The sequence below is a fragment of the Blautia wexlerae genome, from assembly GCF_013300825.1.
In the GTDB taxonomy this organism is placed as follows: Bacteria; Bacillota; Clostridia; order Lachnospirales; family Lachnospiraceae; genus Blautia_A; species Blautia_A wexlerae_B.
In genome coordinates this window covers 18,334-39,731 of sequence record NZ_JAAIMY010000028.1, presented here as the reverse complement: position 1 = coordinate 39,731, position 21,398 = coordinate 18,334, and the positions used below count along the sequence as shown (strand labels likewise).

20 protein-coding genes and 1 other annotated feature are annotated in these 21,398 nt (G+C 43.9%); of the genes, 14 read left to right on the top strand and 6 right to left on the bottom strand.

Going from position 1 to position 21,398, the window contains the following annotated elements:
* Nucleotides 1–325: 325 nt before the first annotated feature.
* Both leuS and G4417_RS13230 read left to right on the top strand, forming a co-directional pair.
* Nucleotides 326–2,728, top strand: coding sequence for a leucine--tRNA ligase (leuS, locus tag G4417_RS13235; RefSeq protein WP_022381115.1), 2,403 nt, complete (start codon nucleotides 326–328; stop codon nucleotides 2,726–2,728).
* A gap of 256 nt (nucleotides 2,729–2,984) precedes the next feature.
* Nucleotides 2,985–3,374, top strand: a complete 390-nt coding sequence (locus G4417_RS13230; RefSeq protein WP_173683793.1) for a hypothetical protein — start codon at nucleotides 2,985–2,987, stop codon at nucleotides 3,372–3,374.
* 19 nt (nucleotides 3,375–3,393) lie between these two features.
* On the opposite strand, the gene G4417_RS13225 is transcribed toward G4417_RS13230, so the two are convergent.
* From G4417_RS13225 to G4417_RS13215, 3 genes are all read right to left on the bottom strand, one after another.
* Nucleotides 3,394–4,761 (bottom strand): MATE family efflux transporter, encoded by a 1,368-nt coding sequence (locus tag G4417_RS13225; RefSeq protein ID WP_173683792.1) that lies wholly within the window; start codon nucleotides 4,759–4,761, stop codon nucleotides 3,394–3,396.
* Nucleotides 4,762–4,788: 27 nt separating this feature from the next.
* Nucleotides 4,789–6,345 carry an ABC-F family ATP-binding cassette domain-containing protein gene (locus G4417_RS13220; RefSeq protein WP_173683791.1) on the bottom strand — a complete coding sequence of 519 codons (1,557 nt, stop codon included), beginning with the start codon at nucleotides 6,343–6,345 and terminating at the stop codon, nucleotides 4,789–4,791.
* Between the two features lie 139 nt (nucleotides 6,346–6,484).
* Entirely contained in the window at nucleotides 6,485–8,230 is a 1,746-nt protein-coding gene (locus G4417_RS13215) for an Rqc2 family fibronectin-binding protein (RefSeq protein WP_173683790.1), read from the bottom strand.
* 583 nt (nucleotides 8,231–8,813) lie between these two features.
* Between G4417_RS13215 and G4417_RS13210 the strand changes: the two genes are divergently transcribed.
* The 7 genes from G4417_RS13210 to G4417_RS13180 all read left to right on the top strand — a co-directional run bounded on the left by G4417_RS13210 (nucleotide 8,814) and on the right by G4417_RS13180 (nucleotide 13,493).
* Nucleotides 8,814–9,695, top strand: a complete 882-nt coding sequence (locus G4417_RS13210; protein WP_118670018.1) for a YicC/YloC family endoribonuclease — start codon at nucleotides 8,814–8,816, stop codon at nucleotides 9,693–9,695.
* 11 nt (nucleotides 9,696–9,706) lie between these two features.
* Nucleotides 9,707–9,979 (top strand): DUF370 domain-containing protein, encoded by a 273-nt coding sequence (locus tag G4417_RS13205; protein WP_008704535.1) that lies wholly within the window; start codon nucleotides 9,707–9,709, stop codon nucleotides 9,977–9,979.
* Entirely contained in the window at nucleotides 9,972–10,595 is a 624-nt protein-coding gene (gene gmk, locus G4417_RS13200) for a guanylate kinase (protein ID WP_173683789.1), read from the top strand. Before G4417_RS13205 ends, gmk begins: the two co-directional genes overlap by 8 nt.
* Nucleotides 10,596–10,636: 41 nt before the next feature.
* The gene (gene rpoZ / locus G4417_RS13195; RefSeq protein WP_173683788.1) at nucleotides 10,637–11,011 is read left to right on the top strand and encodes a DNA-directed RNA polymerase subunit omega; all 375 of its coding nucleotides are present in this window, start codon (nucleotides 10,637–10,639) and stop codon (nucleotides 11,009–11,011) included.
* Between the two features lie 88 nt (nucleotides 11,012–11,099).
* The gene (gene rimO / locus G4417_RS13190; RefSeq protein ID WP_173683787.1) at nucleotides 11,100–12,437 is read left to right on the top strand and encodes a 30S ribosomal protein S12 methylthiotransferase RimO; all 1,338 of its coding nucleotides are present in this window, start codon (nucleotides 11,100–11,102) and stop codon (nucleotides 12,435–12,437) included.
* Nucleotides 12,421–12,960, top strand: a complete 540-nt coding sequence (gene pgsA / locus G4417_RS13185; RefSeq protein ID WP_173683786.1) for a CDP-diacylglycerol--glycerol-3-phosphate 3-phosphatidyltransferase — start codon at nucleotides 12,421–12,423, stop codon at nucleotides 12,958–12,960. Before rimO ends, pgsA begins: the two co-directional genes overlap by 17 nt.
* Before the next feature lie 20 nt (nucleotides 12,961–12,980).
* On the top strand, nucleotides 12,981–13,493 hold the full coding sequence (locus G4417_RS13180) for a CinA family protein (RefSeq protein ID WP_173683785.1): 513 nt from the start codon (nucleotides 12,981–12,983) through the stop codon (nucleotides 13,491–13,493).
* A gap of 157 nt (nucleotides 13,494–13,650) precedes the next feature.
* Here the strand turns inward: G4417_RS13180 and G4417_RS13175 are convergent, their stop codons facing one another.
* The gene (locus G4417_RS13175; protein WP_173683784.1) at nucleotides 13,651–13,923 is read right to left on the bottom strand and encodes a hypothetical protein; all 273 of its coding nucleotides are present in this window, start codon (nucleotides 13,921–13,923) and stop codon (nucleotides 13,651–13,653) included.
* Nucleotides 13,916–14,281 carry a hypothetical protein gene (locus G4417_RS13170; protein ID WP_173683783.1) on the bottom strand — a complete coding sequence of 122 codons (366 nt, stop codon included), beginning with the start codon at nucleotides 14,279–14,281 and terminating at the stop codon, nucleotides 13,916–13,918. Before G4417_RS13170 ends, G4417_RS13175 begins: the two co-directional genes overlap by 8 nt.
* Before the next feature lie 161 nt (nucleotides 14,282–14,442).
* On the opposite strand from G4417_RS13170, the gene G4417_RS13165 reads away from it, so the two are divergent.
* Entirely contained in the window at nucleotides 14,443–14,592 is a 150-nt protein-coding gene (locus tag G4417_RS13165) for a hypothetical protein (RefSeq protein ID WP_173683782.1), read from the top strand.
* 49 nt (nucleotides 14,593–14,641) lie between these two features.
* On the opposite strand, the gene G4417_RS13160 is transcribed toward G4417_RS13165, so the two are convergent.
* Nucleotides 14,642–14,962, bottom strand: coding sequence for a hypothetical protein (locus G4417_RS13160; RefSeq protein ID WP_173683781.1), 321 nt, complete (start codon nucleotides 14,960–14,962; stop codon nucleotides 14,642–14,644).
* Between the two features lie 238 nt (nucleotides 14,963–15,200).
* Here G4417_RS13160 and G4417_RS13155 point away from each other — a divergent pair, with 238 nt between their 5' ends.
* The 4 genes from G4417_RS13155 to rpsU all read left to right on the top strand — a co-directional run bounded on the left by G4417_RS13155 (nucleotide 15,201) and on the right by rpsU (nucleotide 21,336).
* On the top strand, nucleotides 15,201–16,574 hold the full coding sequence (locus G4417_RS13155) for a cell wall hydrolase (RefSeq protein WP_243872147.1): 1,374 nt from the start codon (nucleotides 15,201–15,203) through the stop codon (nucleotides 16,572–16,574).
* A 146-nt stretch (nucleotides 16,575–16,720) separates the two neighbouring features.
* Nucleotides 16,721–17,018: a binding site (T-box leader), on the top strand.
* Nucleotides 17,019–17,068: 50 nt separating this feature from the next.
* Nucleotides 17,069–18,298 (top strand): tyrosine--tRNA ligase, encoded by a 1,230-nt coding sequence (tyrS, locus tag G4417_RS13150; protein ID WP_173683780.1) that lies wholly within the window; start codon nucleotides 17,069–17,071, stop codon nucleotides 18,296–18,298.
* 81 nt (nucleotides 18,299–18,379) lie between these two features.
* Entirely contained in the window at nucleotides 18,380–21,019 is a 2,640-nt protein-coding gene (alaS, locus tag G4417_RS13145; RefSeq protein ID WP_173683779.1) for an alanine--tRNA ligase, read from the top strand.
* 140 nt (nucleotides 21,020–21,159) lie between these two features.
* Nucleotides 21,160–21,336, top strand: a complete 177-nt coding sequence (gene rpsU, locus G4417_RS13140; RefSeq protein WP_004222305.1) for a 30S ribosomal protein S21 — start codon at nucleotides 21,160–21,162, stop codon at nucleotides 21,334–21,336.
* The last annotated feature ends 62 nt before the right edge of the window (nucleotides 21,337–21,398 follow it).

The window sequence follows — 21,398 nt, the reverse complement described above, 5'->3', positions numbered from 1 at the left end:
CAGGCAATCTGGAATGAATTTTGGCTACGTTACTGTGAACGGAGTGAACAGTAACCCATTTTTAAAGCAAAAACACTCGATACTGCGAAACGTTACATTGACAAACAGCCTTTGTTGAATTAAAATAAATTTTTAGGATAAGATGTCCATAATCGGACTGAAACCGCCGGAAATAATAAAAGTAGCTGTGTAGCTCAGTGGAGCAAACAGTAGTGGTGTCATGGACGCACCCTGAAAAAGACGGTATCTCGCCTTAAGTCAGATGCCCTGGTAACTCTGTTGCCGGGTAGTTCACATACAGCAAAATGTTGGAGGAAGCATAGAAATGAAATACTTGTTTAAAAAGATTGAGCCTAAGTGGCAGGCAAAATGGGAAGAAGCCAAAGTCTTTGAAGCCAAAGACAACAGTGATAAACCTAAATTTTATGGTCTGGTAGAGTTCCCATATCCAAGCGGTGCCGGTATGCACGTAGGACATATCAAAGCATATTCCAGTCTGGAGGTTATTTCCAGAAAACGTCGTATGGAAGGTTATAATGTACTTTTCCCGATCGGATTTGATGCATTCGGTCTCCCGACTGAGAACTACGCAGTAAAGACCGGAACACATCCACGTATCATCACAGATGAGAACATCAAGAGATTCTCAAACCAGTTAAAGAAAGTTGGATTTTCTTTTGACTGGAACCGTGTGATCGATACAACAGATGAAGACTACTACAAATGGACACAGTGGATTTTCCTGAAAATGTTTGAAAAAGGTCTTGTATTCAGAGACAGAACACTGGTTAACTACTGCCCGCACTGTAAAGTAGTCCTTTCCAATGAAGACAGCCAGGGCGGTAAATGTGATATCTGCCACAGCGATGTTGTTCAGAAATCCAAAGATGTATGGTATTTAAGGATCACCCAGTATGCAGATAAGCTTCTGGAAGGTCTGAAAGATGTAGATTATCCGGATAATGTAAAACAGCAGCAGATCCACTGGATCGGTAAATCAAAAGGTGCTTTCGTTAACTTCGATGTTGACGGAATCGATGAGAAACTTGAAATCTATACAACCAGACCGGATACTCTGTTTGGTGTAACATTCATGGTAATCGCACCGGAACATCCGATCATTGACAAATATGCAGATAAAATCACAAACATGGATGAGATCACTGCATATCGTAATGAGTGTGCAAAGAAAACAGAGTTTGAGAGAACTCAGCTTGTAAAAGATAAAACAGGTGTGAGAATCCAGGGACTTGAGGGAATCAACCCGGTTAACGGTAAGAAAATCCCGATCTACATTGCTGACTATGTAATGATGGGATATGGTACAGGTGCTATCATGGCAGTACCTGCTCACGACCAGCGTGACTATGATTTCGCGAAGAAATTCGGCATCGACATTATCGAAGTTATCAAAGGTGGAGATATTTCCAAAGAAGCCTATACAGGCGATGGCGAAATGGTAAACTCCGATTTCCTGAACGGATATGCAAAGAAGAAAGATTCTATTGAGCGTATGCTGGAAGAACTGGAGAAAAAAGGAATCGGTAAAGCCGGTGTTCAGTATAAGATGAAAGACTGGGCATTCAACCGTCAGAGATACTGGGGTGAGCCAATCCCGCTTATCCATTGCCCGAACTGCGGTGTTGTAGCAGTTCCGGAGAATGAACTTCCGTTGCGTCTGCCGGATGTAAAGGACTTCGAGCCGGGTGAAGACGGACAGTCCCCGCTTGCAAAGATTGATTCTTTCGTAAACTGCACATGCCCGAAATGTGGTGCTGCAGCGAAGCGTGAGACAGATACCATGCCTCAGTGGGCAGGATCTTCCTGGTATTTCTTAAGATATACAGATCCGCACAATGCAAATGCACTGGCAGATATGGACAAACTGAAATACTGGATGCCTGTTGACTGGTACAATGGTGGTATGGAACACGTTACCAGACATATGATCTACTCCAGATTCTGGCATCATTTCCTGTATGATCTTGGCGTAGTAAACACACCGGAACCATACGCAAAACGTTCCATCCAGGGATTGATCCTCGGACCGGACGGAGATAAAATGAGTAAATCCAAGGGTAATGTAGTTGACCCACTGGATATTGTAGAAGAATACGGTGCAGATACTCTTCGTACCTATGTGCTGTTTATGGGTGACTATGGCGCAGCTACACCATGGAGCGAGAACTCTGTAAAGGGCTGTAAGAAGTTCCTGGATCGTGTTGCAGGTCTGACAGATATCCTTTCTGAAGAATCCGTATCTGATGAACTGGAGATGAAACTCCACCGCACCATCAAGAAAGTTTCTTCTGATATCGAGAACCTGAAATTCAATACAGCGATCGCCAGCCTGATGACACTCATTAATGAGATTACAGCAGAAGGACACTTAAGCAAAGATGACCTTACCATTTTTATCAAACTGCTTAGCCCGTTTGCGCCACATATCTGCGAAGAAATCTGGGAATTCATCGGAGGAGAAGGCTTACTGGCAGTTTCCGAATGGCCGAAATACGATGAAGGCAAAACAATTGCCAAGACCGTTGAGATCGGTGTACAGGTGAACGGTAAAGTAAGAGGAACAATCGTAATCCCTAACGGATGCGAAAAAGAAAAAGCATTCGAGATCGCCAAAGCAGACGAGAGAATTGCTTCCTTCCTGGAAGGCAAGAACCTCATTAAAGAAATCTATGTACCGAATAAGATCGTAAACTTTGTTGCGAAATAATATACCACACGATTATACAGATAAATAAATCTAAAGAACAATAAAATAGAAACAGCAAAAGAGGATCGGCAGAAATTTTTCTGAACAGTCCTCTTTTTGCTATATAAAGGTATGGCATGAAAAAATCAAGAATTTTCACTTTCTTACAGCTTGTCGGCGGAATACTTGCCATTTGTATTACTTGCATAGCTGATGAATTTATTATAGTATTATGAGTAATAAATCGAAAGGATTCGACAAAATTCGATATAAAACTATGATAAATGAAAGAAACGATCAAAGAATAAATGCAATAGAAAACTTAAAAAACGCCTGCACAGAAGAAAATCTCTGGCAGGCAATAGTAGCTTTTCAAAACTTTCCATTTTATACAGCATCAGGGCTTCCTTTTCATTATACTCTGAAAACCGGAAGAAACGGCGAACTGACAAGAGAACTATGGGTAAATCGCAGGGAGAACAGCAAAAGTCTGGCATGGAGCAGCGTGGTGCTTGCTTTTCAACATGCCAGACAGATTTCTGAAGAAATCCCGGGACCAAAAAAACTGGGAAATATCCGTGGGATTTCATACATATATGCTATTTTCTGGAAACTGGAACTGATAAAAGTTCCGGACACAATTGCCGAAAAAATGACGGAACCTTAGAGCGTGTTTCAAACATGTTTTAGGAGCGTTCGTCAGGCAACCGCCCGCTGATATGCCGGAAGGTCAGTGTAAACACGATTCCCTTCACAATGGAAGAGATGGTAAGTGCCCACCATACACCATTTAATCCCATTCCCGCATGTGTCAGGATCAATGCCAGCGGGATTCTTGAGCCTGTCAGGATCACACTGATCGTACTGGATAATCTGGTGCGTCCAAGTCCTGATAATGCGCCCACTGTCATCAGCTCAATGGACATAAAGACTTCACTGAATCCAATAATGACCAGATAATTGACAGCAGTATCCAGCGCTTCTTTTTCGTGGAAAAATAATCTGGCAATTGGCTCCGGAAGAAAGACAAAAGCTGCAGTGACAAACAGGCCCCAAATTGTAAGAACGCGAAATGATAGACTGTAACCTTTACGGATACGGTCTTTTTTTCGTGCCCCGTAGTTTTGGGCAATAAAAGCATTCAATGCTGAAGCAAAACCATCTGCAGTATTCCAGGATACGGATTCAATCTGTCCGCCAACACGCTGCGTTGCAATAGCGGCAGCACCATAGCCGGAAACCATACGGGTCAGGATCATGGAGATGAAACAGTAAATGCTTCCCTGTATAGCTGTGGGAAAACCGATTCTGAAGATGTGCTTATAATATTCTTTTGGAAAAACAGACAGCAGATTCAGATGCTGTAAAACATTTGGCTCCAGTCTGGAATATCGGATACGCAGAACCATCACCACAAAAACCAGAATCTGTGAACTTACTGTCGCAATAGCGGCTCCGGCAACCTCCAGCCTCGGGAAAGGTCCGATGCCAAGGATCAGCAGCGGATCCAGGATCATATTTCCTGCAAGCCCGATAAAGTTTGCAAGCAGGGGAGTGCGGGAATCTCCTTGCGCAGTAGAGAGTCCGGTCAGCGTCAGATTCAGATAAGAAAAAAGAATCAGCCCACAGGTGATCAATGTATAAGATCTGGCAGCAGTATAAGTTTCTGCGTCGGTCAGATTAAAAAATCCCAGCAGAGGCTGTATGAAAATAACACAGACAGCAGCAAACAAAATGCCGGACAGTGCAGTGAGCTGCAGAGAACCGGCAGCATAGGAACGTGCCTGATCGTAATCTTTGCGCCCGCATGCCTGAGCTGTATTTACCTGTCCGCCCATTCTTGACAGGGATGCAAGCCCCTGGGAGAGCCAGACATACATTCCGCCTACTCCCACGCCTGCAACTGCCTTTGCACCAAGCAGTCCGATCCATGCCATATCCATAATACTGTATGCTGTTCCCAGCATGGAAGAAATCATGATAGGCAGAGCCAGCTCTGCCAGAGTTTTCAGGATCGGACCGGAAGTCAGATCCACAGTTTTTGCTTTACTCATTTGTAATAACCCTTCATGTACCAATTATTATAATATTTTTGTAGTCCATTTACTGCAGTCCCATACCTGGGAAACCACATCGCGGTAAAACTCCGGTTCATGGCAGATCAGGAGAATGCTTCCCTTATATTCGATCAATGCCTGCTTCAAAGCTTCTTTTGCATCCACATCCAGATGATTGGTAGGCTCGTCCAGAAGCAGAATGTTCGTTTCTTTATTCACCAGCTTACACAGGCGTACCTTCGCCTGCTCCCCGCCACTCAGTACACGTACCTGACTTTCAATATGCTTGGTAGTCAGACCGCATTTTGCAAGTGCGGACCGCACCTCATACTGAGTATAAGACGGAAACTCAGCCCAGATCTCATCAATACAGGTAGTCTTGTTATCACCCTTTACTTCCTGCTCAAAATATCCTATCTGAAGATTCTCACCAAGTTCGCAGGAACCCTTCAGAGACGGAATCAATCCCAGAATACTTTTCAGTAAAGTAGTCTTACCGATACCGTTTGCACCAACCAGCGCAATCTTATTTCCTCTTTCCATAGAGAGAGTAACAGGCCTGGAAAGAGGTTCATTATAACCAATAACCAGATCCTTCGTCTCGAAGATACATTTCCCCGGAGTACGTCCATATTTAAAATGAAACTCTGGCTTCGGCTTCTCGGCAGCAAGCTCGATCACATCCATTTTATCCAGTTTCTTCTGTCTGGACATGGCCATGTTTCTTGTAGAAACCCTTGCCTTATTTCTTGCGACGAAATCCTTCAGTTCGCTGATTTCCTGCTGCTGGCGTCTGTAAGCAGCTTCAAGCTGAGCCTTCTTCACCTCATACACTTCCTGGAAATGGTCATAATCCCCGACATAACGGTTCAGTTCCTGATTCTCCATATGATAAACCAGATTGATAACAGAATTCAGAAACGGAATATCGTGGGAGATAAGGATAAATGCATTCTCATAATCCTGCAAATAACGCTTCAGCCATTCGATATGTTCCTCATCCAGATAGTTGGTAGGCTCGTCCAGAAGCAGGATATCCGGCTTCTCCAGAAGCAGCTTGCCAAGCAGAACTTTGGTTCTCTGACCACCGCTCAGATCTGTAACATCACGTTCCAGTCCGATATCAAGAAGCCCCAGAGCTCTGGCAACTTCCTCCACTTTCGCATCGATCACATAGAAATCATGCATGGTAAGGGTATCCTGAATAGTTCCCAGTTCCTCCATCAGAGTATCCATCTCCTCAGGAGAAGCAGTGCCAAGAGAGTCACAGATTTCATTCATCCTTTCCTCCATCTCAAAGAGATAAGAGAACGCAGACTTCAGCACATCGCGGATGGACATACCCTGAGAAAGAACAGAATGCTGGTCCAGATAGCCGACACGTACATTCTTTGCCCATTCAATCTTACCCTCATCCGGCATCAGCTTTCCGGTTACAATATTAAAGAAAGTAGATTTACCTTCCCCGTTGGCACCAACCAGTCCAATATGCTCGCCCTTTAACAGGCGGAAAGACACATCATTAAAAATCGCCCTGTCTCCGAAACCATGTGTCAGATGTTCTACATTCAAAATACTCATAAAAAGAAATTCTCCTTAATTATTGTTATATAATGTCAGGGTTAAAAGGTATTTTATCCCTGACTTGACATCCATGAATTACTCCACTGCAAAGCAGCTCCCGCAATTCTTTATATTCTGTAATTATGTGGCAGTGTGATTAGACTTCCCTGACTCCTTTTAATGACGGCTCAGCCATCAGCGAATAATTTGTATAATAAACTACAAATCCGGGCTTCGCTCCTGCAGGCTTTTTCACCTGTTTCTTCTGGATATAATCAATCTCCACCTTAGGAGCAGTACGTCCTTTGGAATAATAAGCAGCAAGCTGTCCCGCAATCTCAAAGATATGATCCGGCAGTTCTCCGTCCTTAGACTTCACGATCACATGCGAACCGGCCATCTTCTTGGCATGAAACCACCAGTCATTCCCTGTGGCAAACTTAAAGGTAAGCTCATCATTCTGGAAATTATTTTTCCCCACATAAATATCATACCCATCCTCAGTCACATAATGGAACGGCTTAGACTTACTCTGTGCCTTCTGTCCCTTCCTGCGGTCATAATGCTTCTTAATATATCCATACTCCATCAGTTCTTCCTTGATCTGTGCCAGATCACTCTCAGCCAGAGCGATATCCAGAGCATTGGAAACAGACTCCAGATGCTCGATCTCACTTCTCGTATCTGCAATCTGCTCAGTCAGAGCCTCCTCCGTACGCTTCAGCTTTCCATACTTGTCAAAATACTTCTTGGAATTCTCCGCCGGAGTCATAGTAGGATCAAGAGGAATGGTAATCTCCTCATTGGTATAATAATTCAGAGCCTTAAACGACTTACATCCATCCTCCAGCCCATACCCGTAAGTATTGATCAGCTCCCCGTAAACCTTATACTTCTCCTTCTTCGCAGTATCCTTCATCTGCTTCTCCTGCAGACTCAACTTTTTACGGTTACGCTCCAGCGCAGTCTGCACGATCCTCCTCAGATCCGAAGACTTCTGATGGATACGAGTCAGAGTATTCTTAGTCGCATAATAAGTCTCCAGCATCTCAGAAACACTGTCAAACTCTACAGAATGATACTCCGGACCGTACTGCTGGAAAGCAAACACCCCATACTCCACAGGCTCCTCCCCACGATAAATAATATTCGGAGAAAAATCCCCCTCCTTTACCTGATCCATCAACCTGCAGAATGTATGATACAAATGCACCTGTGCAGTCTCATCCAAAGCCTGTGCAGCCTCACTTCCATCCACAGAAGCCCGGAAACAAACCTCCTCCGCAACAACAGGACTGATTCCTGTAAGAGAAGAATAGATTGCCTTGGAAATATTGCAAGGTTTCCTGCACACAACCTCACGGAATAACTCCTCACTTACAGTCAGCGGATCCAGCTTATCCTGCGTCTGCGGAATAAAATACTCCCTCCCCGGAAGTACCTCCCTCACAGAACTCATATGCGAAGAAACATGCTTAATACTATCCAGGATCATATTTTTATCATCACAGAAAATAATATTACTATGCTTACCCATAAGCTCCATGATAAGCACCTTCTTACAAGGATCCCCCAGCTCATTCAGATGCTCCAGTTCAAACTCCACCACACGCTCCAGCCCCGGTTGCTTAATATCCGAAACCCTTGCACTTCCGATATGCTTCCTTAACAACATACAGAAATTCGGCGCGGTCATCGGACTCGGCTTATTCTTAGAAGTAAAATAAATCAGCGGAAGAGAAGCACTGGCCGAAAGCAGCAGCCTGCACTGCCCATTCGCCCCCTTCCCCGTAATCAACAACTCATCCGCCTCCGGCTGGGCAATCTTATTAAACCTCCCCCCATCCAGATTCCCATGCAGCTCCTTCACCATAGCCGCAATCGTAATACCATCAAAAGCCATAAAAACACTCCTTTTTAAATAATACTCACAATAATCAAAATCCCAGTCCCCAATATGACTGATAACAATTTTATAATTGACAGGTAATACATAAAATCTAAACATCACCTACGTCAGAAAGGCAAAGCCCTTTCTGACAAACAAACTCTAATATAACAGGCCTTTCTGAAAGCCTTCCAATTAAATATACCATATACCTCCAACAGTCAGCTACCAGCAGGAGAAAATAAATAGTTCCGGGCGCATTTGCAGGGGTTGTAGTAACTCTTAGGCTTCGGGAATCTGCGTTATGAAAAAAACAGCAACCTGTCTGAGCGAAGCGAGTTTTGCTGTTTTTTTCATGCCTTTAGCAGATTTCCGAAGCCTTAGAGTTGACTAAACCCCGAAACCGCGCCCGGAACTATTTATTTTCTCCTGCGTCCCACCTGCGGCGTCCCTCTTGTAAGTATACCACACATTTCCTACCGCCATCAACGAAAAAATGTTTGACTCCAATTCTATAATGAACTATAATAAATCTGTATGTAAACCAGAACAGGCACACATACCCCGACACTAATAGACAGACAAAGAGAGAAAAACTATGATAAAAAGCATGACAGGTTTCGGCCGGGCAGAAGTCGTGACCAAAGAAAGAAAAATAACAATCGAACTAAAATCTGTCAACCACAGATACCTGGATCTCAGCATCAAAATGCCCAGAAAACTCAACTTCCTGGAAGGCGCAGTCAGAAACCTGATGAAAACCTACATTCAGAGAGGCAAAGTGGATGTATACATCACATACGAAGACTACACCTTGGACAACGGAGCTCTCAAATACAACAGAGAACTCGCATCCGAATACATCACCTGTCTCAAACAGATGCAGCAGGACTTTGACCTTGACTACGATATCAAAGTCAGCACCCTGTCACGCTATCCGGAGGTACTTGTCATGGAAGAACAGTCTGTTGATGAGGAAGCACTCTGGGAATCTCTGGAACCGCCCCTTCGCGAGGCATGTGAGAAATTTGTCCAGACAAGGACACAGGAAGGCAGAAACCTTGAGAAGGACCTTATCGGAAAACTGGACAGCCTTGAAGAAAAAGTATTACGTGTAGAAGCCCGTTCTCCGGAAGTAGTCAATGCCTACAGGACCAAACTGGAAGCAAAAGTTTCTGAGTTGCTGGAAGACACACAGATCGACGACAACCGCATCGCAGCAGAAGTCATCCTGTTTTCAGACAAAATCTGCAATGATGAGGAAACCGTCCGCCTTCACAGCCACATCAGAAACATGAAAAAGATGCTCACAACAGAGAAAGAAGGCATCGGACGCAAGCTGGACTTCATGGCACAGGAAATGAACAGAGAAGCAAACACGATTTTATCCAAATCAAGTGATCTGGAGATTTCCAACATTGCCATTGATCTGAAAACAGAGATCGAGAAAGTCAGAGAACAGATCCAGAACGTAGAATAGAGGAAGAAAACGTGGCAAGACTTATTAATATCGGTTTTGGAAATGTAGTCAATTCACAGAAAATCGTGGCAGTGGTAAGCCCGGATGCGGCACCTGTAAAACGAATGGTGCAGAGCATAAAGGGAACCCGGTCACTGATTGATGCAACTCAGGGGCGAAAGACAAAAGCAGTGATCGTCACAAGCGACGATTATCTGGTGCTCAGCGCACTTCAGCCTGAGACCATTGCCCGGAGATTTGCAGAAATATATGAAAATGAGGATAAGGGAGAGACCCATGAATAAAGGAATTTTAGTAGTGGTTTCCGGATTTTCCGGTGCAGGAAAAGGCACAGTAATGAAACGCCTCATGGAGAAATATGATGATTATGCATTATCTGTCTCCGCAACAACCAGAAAACCCCGTCCCGGTGAAGAGGACGGCAGAGAATATTTCTTCCGTACAAGGGATGAATTTGAGAAACTGATCGAAGAGGATGCATTGCTTGAATATGCCCAGTATGTGGAAAATTATTACGGTACCCCACGCTCTTACGTTGAGGAGCAGCTTCAGGCAGGCAGAAATGTGATCCTTGAGATTGAAATCCAGGGCGCAATGAAGATCAAAGAGAAAATACCGGAAGCACTTTTAGTCTTTGTAACCCCGCCGACTGTAGAGGAACTGGAACGCCGCCTCACAGGCAGAGGAACAGAAACTGCACAGGTGATCGCAGACAGACTTGCAAGAGCAGGTGAAGAGGCAGAAGGTATGGGACAGTATGACTATATTCTTGTCAACGATACTGTAGAGGAATGCGTGGACCATCTTCATCAGATCATTGTGAGTGAACATTCCAGAGCATCCAGAAATGCAGAATTTATTGCCGATATCCAGAAACAGACCAAAGCATTTCAGAAATGATAAACATGCGGCAAGACCGCTTAAAAGAAAGGAGAAAATACATGATACATCCGTCTTATACAGAATTAATCGAAGCAATCAATACAAACAGTGAGGACGATGATACAACAATGTCCCTTAACAGCCGTTATTCCCTTGTACTTGCTGCAAGTAAACGTGCACGCCAGATCATCGCTGGTTCCAAACCAATGGTAGAGGGTGCAGCAGGCAAGAAACCTCTCTCAGTTGCGATCGACGAACTCTACAAAGGAAAAGTAAAGATCCTTGCTCCGGAAGAAGAGGAAGAAGAAGGAACAGCGCAGACAGCTGAGGCACAGACAGAAGAAATTTCAGAAGAATCAGCACAGGCTTCTGAAATCGCAGAAACTGCTGAAACAGCAGAAGAAACAGTATCTGAGGAAGCAACTGAAGAGTAAGAACTTATGGTAACACAATAGATAAACAAACGAATGTGTCTGAGAATTACAGAGGTATATTTTCAGGCACATTCTTATAGGAGAATTTATGAAATTATTATTCGTATCATTAGGCTGTGACAAGAACCTTGTAGATTCCGAAGAAATGCTTGGACTTCTTACAGGTAATGGGTTCGAGATCGTAGATGATGAAACTGAAGCAGAGGCCATTGTGGTGAACACCTGCTGCTTTATCAATGACGCAAAGGAAGAGAGCGTCAACACCATCCTTGAGATGGCAGAATACAAGAAATCCGGGAGCTGTAAAGTCCTGGTTGTCACAGGATGTATGGCACAGCGTTATAAGAATGAGATCATTGAGGAAGTACCGGAAGTAGATGCGGTACTTGGCACAACTTCCTACGAAGACATCCTTAAGGCAATCCACGAAGCAATGGAAGGAAAGCATTTTCAGGAATTTAAAGATATTGATTATCTTCCGGAAAAGCCTGGCAAACGTGTTCTCACAACAGGCGGACATTTCGGATACCTCAAGATAGCAGAAGGCTGTGACAAACACTGTACCTACTGTATCATCCCGAAGCTTCGCGGTAAATTCCGAAGCGTTCCGATGGAACGTCTGGTAACACAGGCAAAAGAGATGGCAGAGGAAGGCGTAAAGGAACTGATCCTTGTCGCACAGGAGACAACCGTATATGGAACTGATATATATGGAAAGAAATCTCTTCATATTCTCCTGAAAGAGTTATGCAAGATTAAAGGAATCCGCTGGATCCGCGTGCTTTACTGCTATCCGGAGGAAATTTACGATGAACTGATCCAGACCATGAAAGAGGAGAAGAAGATCTGTCATTATCTGGACCTTCCGATCCAGCATGCAAGTGACCGTATCTTAAAGAGAATGGGAAGAAGGACAACACAGGCAGAACTGGTGGAGATTGTAAATAAGCTTCGCCGGGAGATTCCCGACATCGTGCTCCGTACTACCCTGATCTCCGGATTCCCCGGGGAAACACAGGAAGACCACGAAGAGCTGATGGGCTTTGTGGATGAGATGGAATTTGACCGTCTGGGAGTATTTACTTACTCACCGGAAGAAGATACACCTGCAGCAACGATGCCTGATCAGGTTGCGGAAGAAGTAAAAGAGGCCAGACGTGACGAGATCATGGAACTTCAGCAGGAGATTTCCTATGATAAAGGAACTGACCGCATCGGACAGGAACTTCTCGTAATGATCGAGGGAAAAGTTGCAGATGAGAGCGCATACATTGGCAGAACTTACGGAGATGCACCAAAGGTCGACGGTTATATTTTTGTGCAGACAGGAGAACTTCTGATGACAGGAGATTTTGCAAAGGTACGTGTGACCGGTGCACTGGAATATGATTTGATAGGAGAGTTGGCAGATGAATACACCGAATAAACTTACAGTAGCCAGAATGATACTGGTTCCGTTTCTTGTACTGTTTATGCTTACGGACCTGGGCGGTGAGGCAAACCGTTATATAGCGCTTGCTATTTTTGTTGTTGCCAGTGTGACTGACTGGTTTGACGGAAAGCTTGCCAGAAAATACAATCTAGTGACAAATTTTGGCAAATTCATGGATCCTCTTGCAGATAAGCTTCTTGTATGTTCTGCAATGATCTGCTTTATTGAACTGGAGAAACTTCCGGCATGGTTTGTTATTATTATCATAGGAAGAGAATTTATCATCAGCGGATTCCGGCTGATCGCAGCCGAGAACGGCGTTGTGATCGCTGCAAACTACTGGGGCAAATTCAAGACGGTTTCCCAGATGATCATGATCATTTTACTGCTGATCGATCTGGGCGGAGTGTTTGATATTCTGGAACAGATATTTATCTGGCTTTCTCTGGCACTTACCGTTATTTCCCTGATCACATATATCTGGCAGAACAAGAGTGTTCTGTCCATGCAGGATTAGTTAGAAAGAAGGCTTTAAATATGGCTTCAGAAAAGGAAGCGTCAGAAGAATTAGCATTAGAGGAAACAGTTGTAGGACTCCTGAAAAAAAAGAAAATGACATTATCTCTTGCCGAGTCCTGTACAGGCGGTGCAGTAGCTGCGGACATCGTAAACGTACCGGGAGCTTCTGAGGTATTTATGTGTGGCTATGTCACATATACAAACCGCGCCAAAAGGAAATGTCTTGGAGTGAAGAAGCGCACACTGAAGGAAGAAGGTGCTGTCTCAGCCAAATGCGCCAGACAGATGGCAAAAGGCGGGGCAAAAGCAGCCAAAACCGATGTCTGTCTTTCTGTGACAGGACTTGCAGGCCCGGGCGGTGGAACAGAAAAAACACCGGTAGGAACCGTGTTTATGGGATGTTACTGTGCAGGAAAGACAACTGTGAGGGAATTTCATTTCGAAGGTGACAGAAAAAGTATCAGAGACCAGGCAGTTGCACAGGCACTGACATTTATCTGCGACAGGCTGCGCAAATATAATAAACAGTGAAATCAGGTAACTGTCCTGCCTGAATTACGAATATCTGTTTCAACAGTTTGCTGTAAAATCTAAGAGTACATTGCGGAATATCGCCGGAGCGTGTTTGAAAAATGTTTTCCGCAAATGTACTCTTTTTATATTTATTCAGCAACAGGCGGGAATCTGGTCACCGCATCATTTTCATAAGGTTCACCACTTTATCAAGTTTTTGTACCTCCTGGGGAGATTTCCCCATCTTCAGCACTTCAATGATTGCAGAAATTTCATCTGCATTAAATTTCAGACCGCCGTTTTTCCCCTGGGCAGCTGCGCTCATCAGGAAAGGCAGCATCTCATTTGCACCTTTTGAACTTCCCTGAGAAGCCAGATTCTGAAGCATATCAAGCTTGGAACGGTCCATGCCTGCAAGCTTCGGATTATTGCGCCAGTCATCATTCATTGGAATCCTCCTTCCTCTCATCAGCAGGCTGATTCATAAGCCGGAGCATTTGAACCATAGCCATCATATTTACTATCTGATTTAATTTATCCCTGCTGGGACCATAACAGAAGCTGCGGATATCATTGATAACATCCACCGGATCCTGTGCCGGCATACTCATGGCACACATGTCAGCTCCTGACCCTGCTTTTCCGAAAACAGAGACAGTGTTGAGAAATTCAACCGCTTTTTCATAGACTGAGAAAATCTGCTGCCCTTTTGGCGGGAGATAAGGAATGGCGGCTTTTATCATCTGCCCGCGGTCAGAACTGACCATCTGATCCAGCAAAGTCTGGGAGATCTGCCCTTCATTCATAATATCTGTTTCCATTCTATGTTTTTTATTAACAGAATATGACGGGGAGAAGGATTCTGACATATAATAAAGTAGAATTTAAGTAACTGTGAGGCTGCTTTACTGTATGCTGCGAGAGGTATCATGCTTTTTACAGTTGCAAAAAAAATGGAGAATCAGATATGGACTCAGAGTCAGAAGAAAAGAAAGAAAAGCTTGTTATAGATGGAAATGCTTTTTATGAGATAGATCTGGAGTGTGTGAAAAAGAAAAAACAATGTGGTCAGATAGTGCACCCGGAAAAGAAAAACGGCAGGACCATTTCCCGGTAAAATATAAAAAGGCAGAGGGAAAATTCCCTCTGCCGGCAGACAATGATTGTCAGCATCCACATCCGCAGCCATTATTTCCGCACAGCAGAAGCAGTACGATAATGATCCAGCAATTGTCACCGTTTCCGCATCCGCCGCAGCTATTGCCGCATCCACAGTTATTGTTTCCGCACAGGCACAGAAGGATGATAATCCAGAGAATATTGCAGCAGGAATTATTTCCGCCGGAAAGTCCCCATCCACTGTTGCAGCCACATCCGTTATTACATCCACATCCGTTGTCGCATCCGCAGCCACTGTTATTGCCACAGCTACATCCGCATCCTCCTCTGTCCTCACATCCGCAATTTGTAGCAGCTAAGTCACTCATGTTAAATCCTCCAGAAATTCTTTACACTCCTATCATATGTGAAAGAGGAAAATGTGTTACTGTTCGCTCCGTTCATATTAACACAAATATTTCTAAAGTCCATATATTTTCGAAGGTTGACAATAATGTGAGAATCATATATAATATTTCGTGTAATAAATTTGTAACATTTTATAAAAGAATAACCCGAATTAACGTAAAACAATACGTGAAAGAAAAAAGGAGACTGAAAAGAAATATGAAGAAACATGGAAAAATGTTGTTAAAGTATCTGATTTTTTCTGTGATCGCTGTTTTTGTGATGGGCTGTTTTTGCGTTTCTGCTGCAACAAAAACAGGATTTGTGACTCAGAATGGAAAGACTTACTACATTAATAAAGATGGTTCCAGACAAAAAGGCTGGCTGGAACTTAAAGGGAAGAAATATTACTTTGACAAAAAAACAGGTGTACAGCTTAAAGGCTGGGTAAAGGATTCCAAGGGAAAAGTGATCAGGTATTTTACCAAAGGAACCGGATGCATGGTAACTGGATTTCTTACAGATGTCAAAGGAAACATCAGGCATTTTGATGAAACCACAGGACTTATGACCAGAGGCTGGCTGACAGATGCGCAGAAAAACAAATACTATTTCTACAGCAGTTCAGGCGTAATGGCAAAGGGATGGGTAGAGAATAAAAAGAAACAAAAGCGCTATTTCAGTCAGAGTACAGGCCGTATGTGCACAGGCTGGTTAAAAAGCAGCACGGACAAGTACAGATATTTTGAACCATCTGACGGAATTATGTATGTGGGGTTGGAGAAAATTGATTCAGACTATTATTATTTTTCCAAGTCCAACGGTGTACGTTACCAGAAAGGATTTGGAACAGTAGGAGGAAAGAAATACTATTTCTCCCCATCGGACGGCAAGGCACATGTTGGCTGGCTGACTCTGGATGGAAAGAAATATTATTTTAATGTTTCCGGTGTGATGCTTTCAGATACAGTAGCTTCTGTTGATGGAATTACATATAAGTTTGATTCTGAAGGTGTGGCATCTGAGACATCGTCAGAAGATTATAAAGTTGAAGGCAATTATGTTAAGGTTTATGATGCAAAAAACAGCAAATACTACTATATGGAGAAACAGTTCCTGGAACATCCGGGGATTGCAGACGGAAAGGTGTCAGATCTTGATCTGCTGGCAGCAGTGTGTGATGCGGAAGCAGGCGATCAGGGAGTGATAGGAATGGAAGCAGTTGCACTTTGTGTACTGAACTGTACCATTGATGAGTACAAAAATTTTCCTTCACAGATCCGCTATGTAGTATATCAGGGAAAACCAACCCAGTATGCAGTAGTGACAGACGGAGCATTGATTAAGAGACTGCAGGGTCAGTTTGAGGACAGGACTAATGCCTATGCAGCGGCGAAAGCGGCAATGGAGCTTTTTAATGACTATGTCAACCGTGGTGTAAAGAGAGTTCTTCCGGGATTTAAGACAAAGGATTTCAATTATAAGTTCTTTATGACTCCGACAGCCTTTAAAGCACAGAATCTTAATTTCAGCAAACTGGAATATGAACAGTACAAAGGACATGTATTCTTTGTGGACTGGATTTCAGGGTGAGTACATTAATGCTTTAAGTTGGTAAAATATGAAGAGAATGTATTTAAATTCCTTGACAAATAAATTTTGTATTTGTATACTTGCAGATAGATAAAACAGTCAGGAAAAGGGCAATTCCCTATTCTGATCCTGACAGCTATATGAAAGTAAAGGCACAGATGGGAAATAGTAGCACGTGGAAAGCAGACAGAGAGCAGCCGGCTGGTGAGAGGCGCCTGAGGGAACCGTGTGAATACCTCCCGGAGCTCTGCACCGAAACTTCCGGATCTGATTTTTCTGAGAACAGTAGGCTGCAGCGGTTTGGCATCCGTTAATTTGCTTAAGTGAAAGGTTTGGCCGGAAGATATTCTGGCAGTGACTTTATATCATTCACTTATGGAGGCAGAAAATGCGAGTTTTCTGTAAATTTAGGTGGTAACGCGAGACCCGGTTCTCGTCCTAAACGGACAGAGGAACCGGGTTATTTTAGTTATATTACGAGGAGGAAACAAACAATGACAGTTTGGGACGAGCTGAAAGCCCGTGGTCTGATTGCCCAGGTAACAGACGAAGAAGAGATCAAAGAAATGGTAAATAATGGAAAAGCCACATTTTACATTGGCTTTGACCCTACCGCAGACAGCCTTCATGTGGGACATTTCATGGCGCTTTGCCTGATGAAACGTCTGCAGATGGCGGGAAATAAACCAATCGCATTATTAGGCGGCGGAACCGGTATGATCGGTGACCCGTCCGGAAGATCTGATATGCGTCAGATGATGACAGTGGAGACCATTCAGCACAACATCGACTGCTTCAAGAAACAGATGGAGCGTTTTATCGACTTCTCAGACGGCAAGGCATTAATGGTAAACAATGCAGACTGGCTGATGAATTTAAATTATGTAGAGGTACTTCGTGATGTTGGACCACATTTCTCTGTAAACCGTATGCTCTCTCACGAGTGCTATAAACAGCGTATGGAACGTGGACTTACATTCCTTGAGTTCAACTATATGATCATGCAGAGCTACGACTTCTACATGCTGTATCAGAAATACGGCTGTACCATGCAGTTCGGCGGTGATGACCAGTGGGCAAATATGCTTGGCGGTACAGAGCTGATCCGTCGTAAACTTGGAAAAGACGCTTATGCCATGACTATCACACTTCTTCTGAACTCCGAAGGTAAGAAGATGGGTAAAACACAGTCCGGTGCTGTATGGCTTGACCCGGAGAAGACTTCTCCTTTCGATTTCTATCAGTACTGGAGAAACGTGGATGATGCAGATGTTATCAAATGTATGCGTCTCCTTACCTTCCTTCCGTTAGAAGAAATTGACGAGATGGCAAAATGGGAAGGAAGCCAGTTAAACAAAGCAAAAGAAATCCTTGCATACGAGCTGACAAATCTGGTTCACGGCGAAGAGGAAGCAAAGAAAGCGCAAGAAGGCGCAAGAGCACTTTTTGCAGGCGGCGCTGACACAGCACATATGCCGACAACTGAACTTGCAGACGAAGACTTCTCAGAGGAAGGAACAATCGACCTGATCTCCATGCTTGTAAAAGCAGGAATGGTTCCAACACGTTCCGAAGGACGTCGTGCCATTGAGCAGGGCGGTGTTTCCATTGACGGTGAGAAGATCACAGATGTGAAATACACAGTTGCCAAAGATGTACTTACAGGCGACGGCGTAGTTCTTAAAAAAGGTAAGAAAAAATTTAATAAAGTTCTTGCAAAATAAAAAATTCATATAAATATCGGTGTACACCGGAGAATGCACATAGAAGCTTTCCGGTGTGGCCGATTTCAGGAGGAAAAGATTATGAAGAAATACGGAGTAAACGAACTTCGTCAGATGTTCCTGGACTTCATGGAAAGCAAAGGACATCTGGTAATGAAAAGCTTTTCCCTGGTACCACAGGGAGATAAGAGTCTTCTGCTGATCAACGCAGGTATGGCTCCGCTGAAACCATATTTTACAGGTGCTGAAATCCCGCCAAGAACAAGAGTAAGTACCTGCCAGAAATGTATCCGTACAGGTGATATCGAGAATGTAGGTAAAACTGCACGCCACGGTACATTCTTTGAGATGCTTGGTAACTTCTCCTTTGGTGACTACTTTAAGAAAGAAGCCATCCACTGGTCCTGGGAATTCCTCACAGAGGTAGTAGGACTGGATGCAGACCGTCTTTATCCTTCCGTATATCTGGAAGATGACGAAGCCTTTGACATCTGGAACAAAGAAATCGGAATCCCTGCTGACAGAATTTTCCGTTTTGGAAAAGAAGATAACTTCTGGGAGCATGGCGCAGGTCCCTGTGGTCCATGTTCAGAGATCTACTATGACCGTGGAGAGAAATACGGCTGCGGGAAACCTGGCTGTACAGTAGGCTGTGACTGCGACCGTTACATGGAAGTATGGAACAACGTATTTACCCAGTTTGAGAACGATGGAAACGGAAATTATACAACACTGAAACAGAAGAACATTGATACAGGTATGGGTCTGGAACGTCTGGCAGTTGTTGTGCAGGACGTAGATTCCATCTTCGATGTAGATACTATCTGCGCACTGCGTAACCTGGTATGTAAGATCTCCGGAAAAGAATACGAGAAGAATTATAATGATGACGTATCCATCCGTCTGATCACAGACCATATCCGTTCTGCAACATTTATGATCTCCGACGGTATCATGCCTACAAACGAAGGCCGCGGTTATGTACTCCGCCGTCTGATCCGTCGTGCAGCACGTCACGGACGTCTTCTTGGAATCGAAGGCACCTTCCTTGCAAAATTAAGTGAAGAAGTGATCAATGGTTCCAAAGCAGGATATCCGGAGCTGGAAGAGAAGAAAGAATTTATCTTTAAAGTTCTCACAAATGAAGAAAACCAGTTCAACAAGACCATTGATCAGGGTCTTCGTATCCTTGGAGAGATGGAAGATGAGATGAAAGCAGCAGGAGAGAAAACACTTTCCGGCGAAAATGCATTCAAATTATATGATACTTACGGATTCCCGATGGATCTTACAAAAGAGATTCTTGAGGAAAAAGGATATGATATTGACGAGGCAGGCTTCCAGAAATGTATGGAAGAGCAGAGAAACAAAGCACGTTCTGCCCGTGAAGTGACCAACTATATGGGTGCTGATGCAACTGTATATGATGATATCGATGTAAACGTTACAACAGAATTCGTAGGATACGATCATCTTACATTTGATTCCAAAGTAACAGTCCTTACAACAGAAACAGAGATCGTAAACTCCCTGATGGAAGGCCAGAAAGGAACTGTCTTTACAGAGCAGACTCCATTCTATGCAACTATGGGTGGACAGGTTGGTGACACAGGTGTGATCGAAACTGCAAACGGTAAGTTCGTAGTAGAAGACACCATCAAGCTTCGCGGCGGCAAATTTGGTCATGTTGGTCATATGGAATCCGGCATGATCTCCACAGGCGAAACTGTTTCCCTGAAAGTGGATGAAGCTGCAAGAAGAGATACTGAGAAGAACCACAGTGCAACACATCTTCTTCAGAAAGCATTAAAGACAGTACTTGGAAGCCATGTAGAACAGAAAGGTTCTCTGGTAACACCGGACAGACTTCGTTTCGACTTTGCTCATTTCCAGGCTATGACAGCTGATGAGATCGCACAGGTAGAAGCACTTGTAAACAAAGAAATCCAGGCCGGACTTGAAGTCCGTACAGATGTTATGGATGTGGAAGAAGCTAAGAAATCCGGAGCAATGGCTCTGTTCGGAGAAAAATATGACCAGAAGGTACGTGTGGTATCCATGGGCGATTTCTCCAAGGAACTCTGCGGTGGTACTCATGTGGCAAACACAGGCAACATTATGTTGTTCAAGATCGTTTCCGAATCCGGTATCGCAGCAGGTGTTCGCCGTATCGAAGCTCTGACAGGCAACGGAGTTCTGGAATACTATAAGAAACAGGAAGAACTGCTTCACGAAGCTGCAAAAGCTCTCAAAGCAAATCCTGCAGAGATCGTAGAGAAGATCGGACATCTTCAGGGAGAAGTAAAAGCACTTTCCAGCGAGAACGAATCCTTAAAGAGCAAACTGGCTCAGGGAGCTCTGGGAGATGTTATGGATAAAGTAGTAGAAGTCAAAGGTGTGAAACTTCTTGCTGCAAAAGTAGACGGAGTGGACATGAACGGACTTCGTGACCTTGGCGACCAGCTGAAAGGCAAACTTGGTGAAGGTGTTGTCCTTCTGGCAGCAGTAAACGGTGAGAAAGTAAATCTTCTTGCAATGGCTACTGACGCAGCACAGAAAGCAGGTGCCCACGCAGGTAACCTGATCAAAGCAGTGGCAGCTATCGTAGGCGGAGGCGGCGGCGGACGTCCGAACATGGCTCAGGCCGGCGGAAAGAACCCTGCCAAAGCTCAGGAAGCCGTAGATGCAGCAGCAGGAATCCTGGAAGGTCAAATAAAGTAAAAATTTCTGCAAAATTTAACCAAAAAGATGTTGACGAACCCACAGGCAATGATATATAATATCACTTGTGCAAGAAAAAAATACCCAGACAGTTGTATTTTAGCACAATCTACAACTGGAGGGAGGTTAGGTGTGAGTCTATGTCAAACGTAATCGTAAAAGAGAACGAGACTTTAGATAGCGCTCTTCGCAGATTCAAAAGAAGCTGCGCAAAAGCAGGAATCCAGCAGGAAATCCGCAAAAGAGAGCATTACGAGAAACCAAGCGTTCGTCGTAAAAAGAAATCTGAAGCCGCAAGAAAACGTAAATATAATTAATTGTGCGCAAAAATCCCTGGCAGTTCTGTCAGGGATTTTTATCATAATATGGACAATGATCA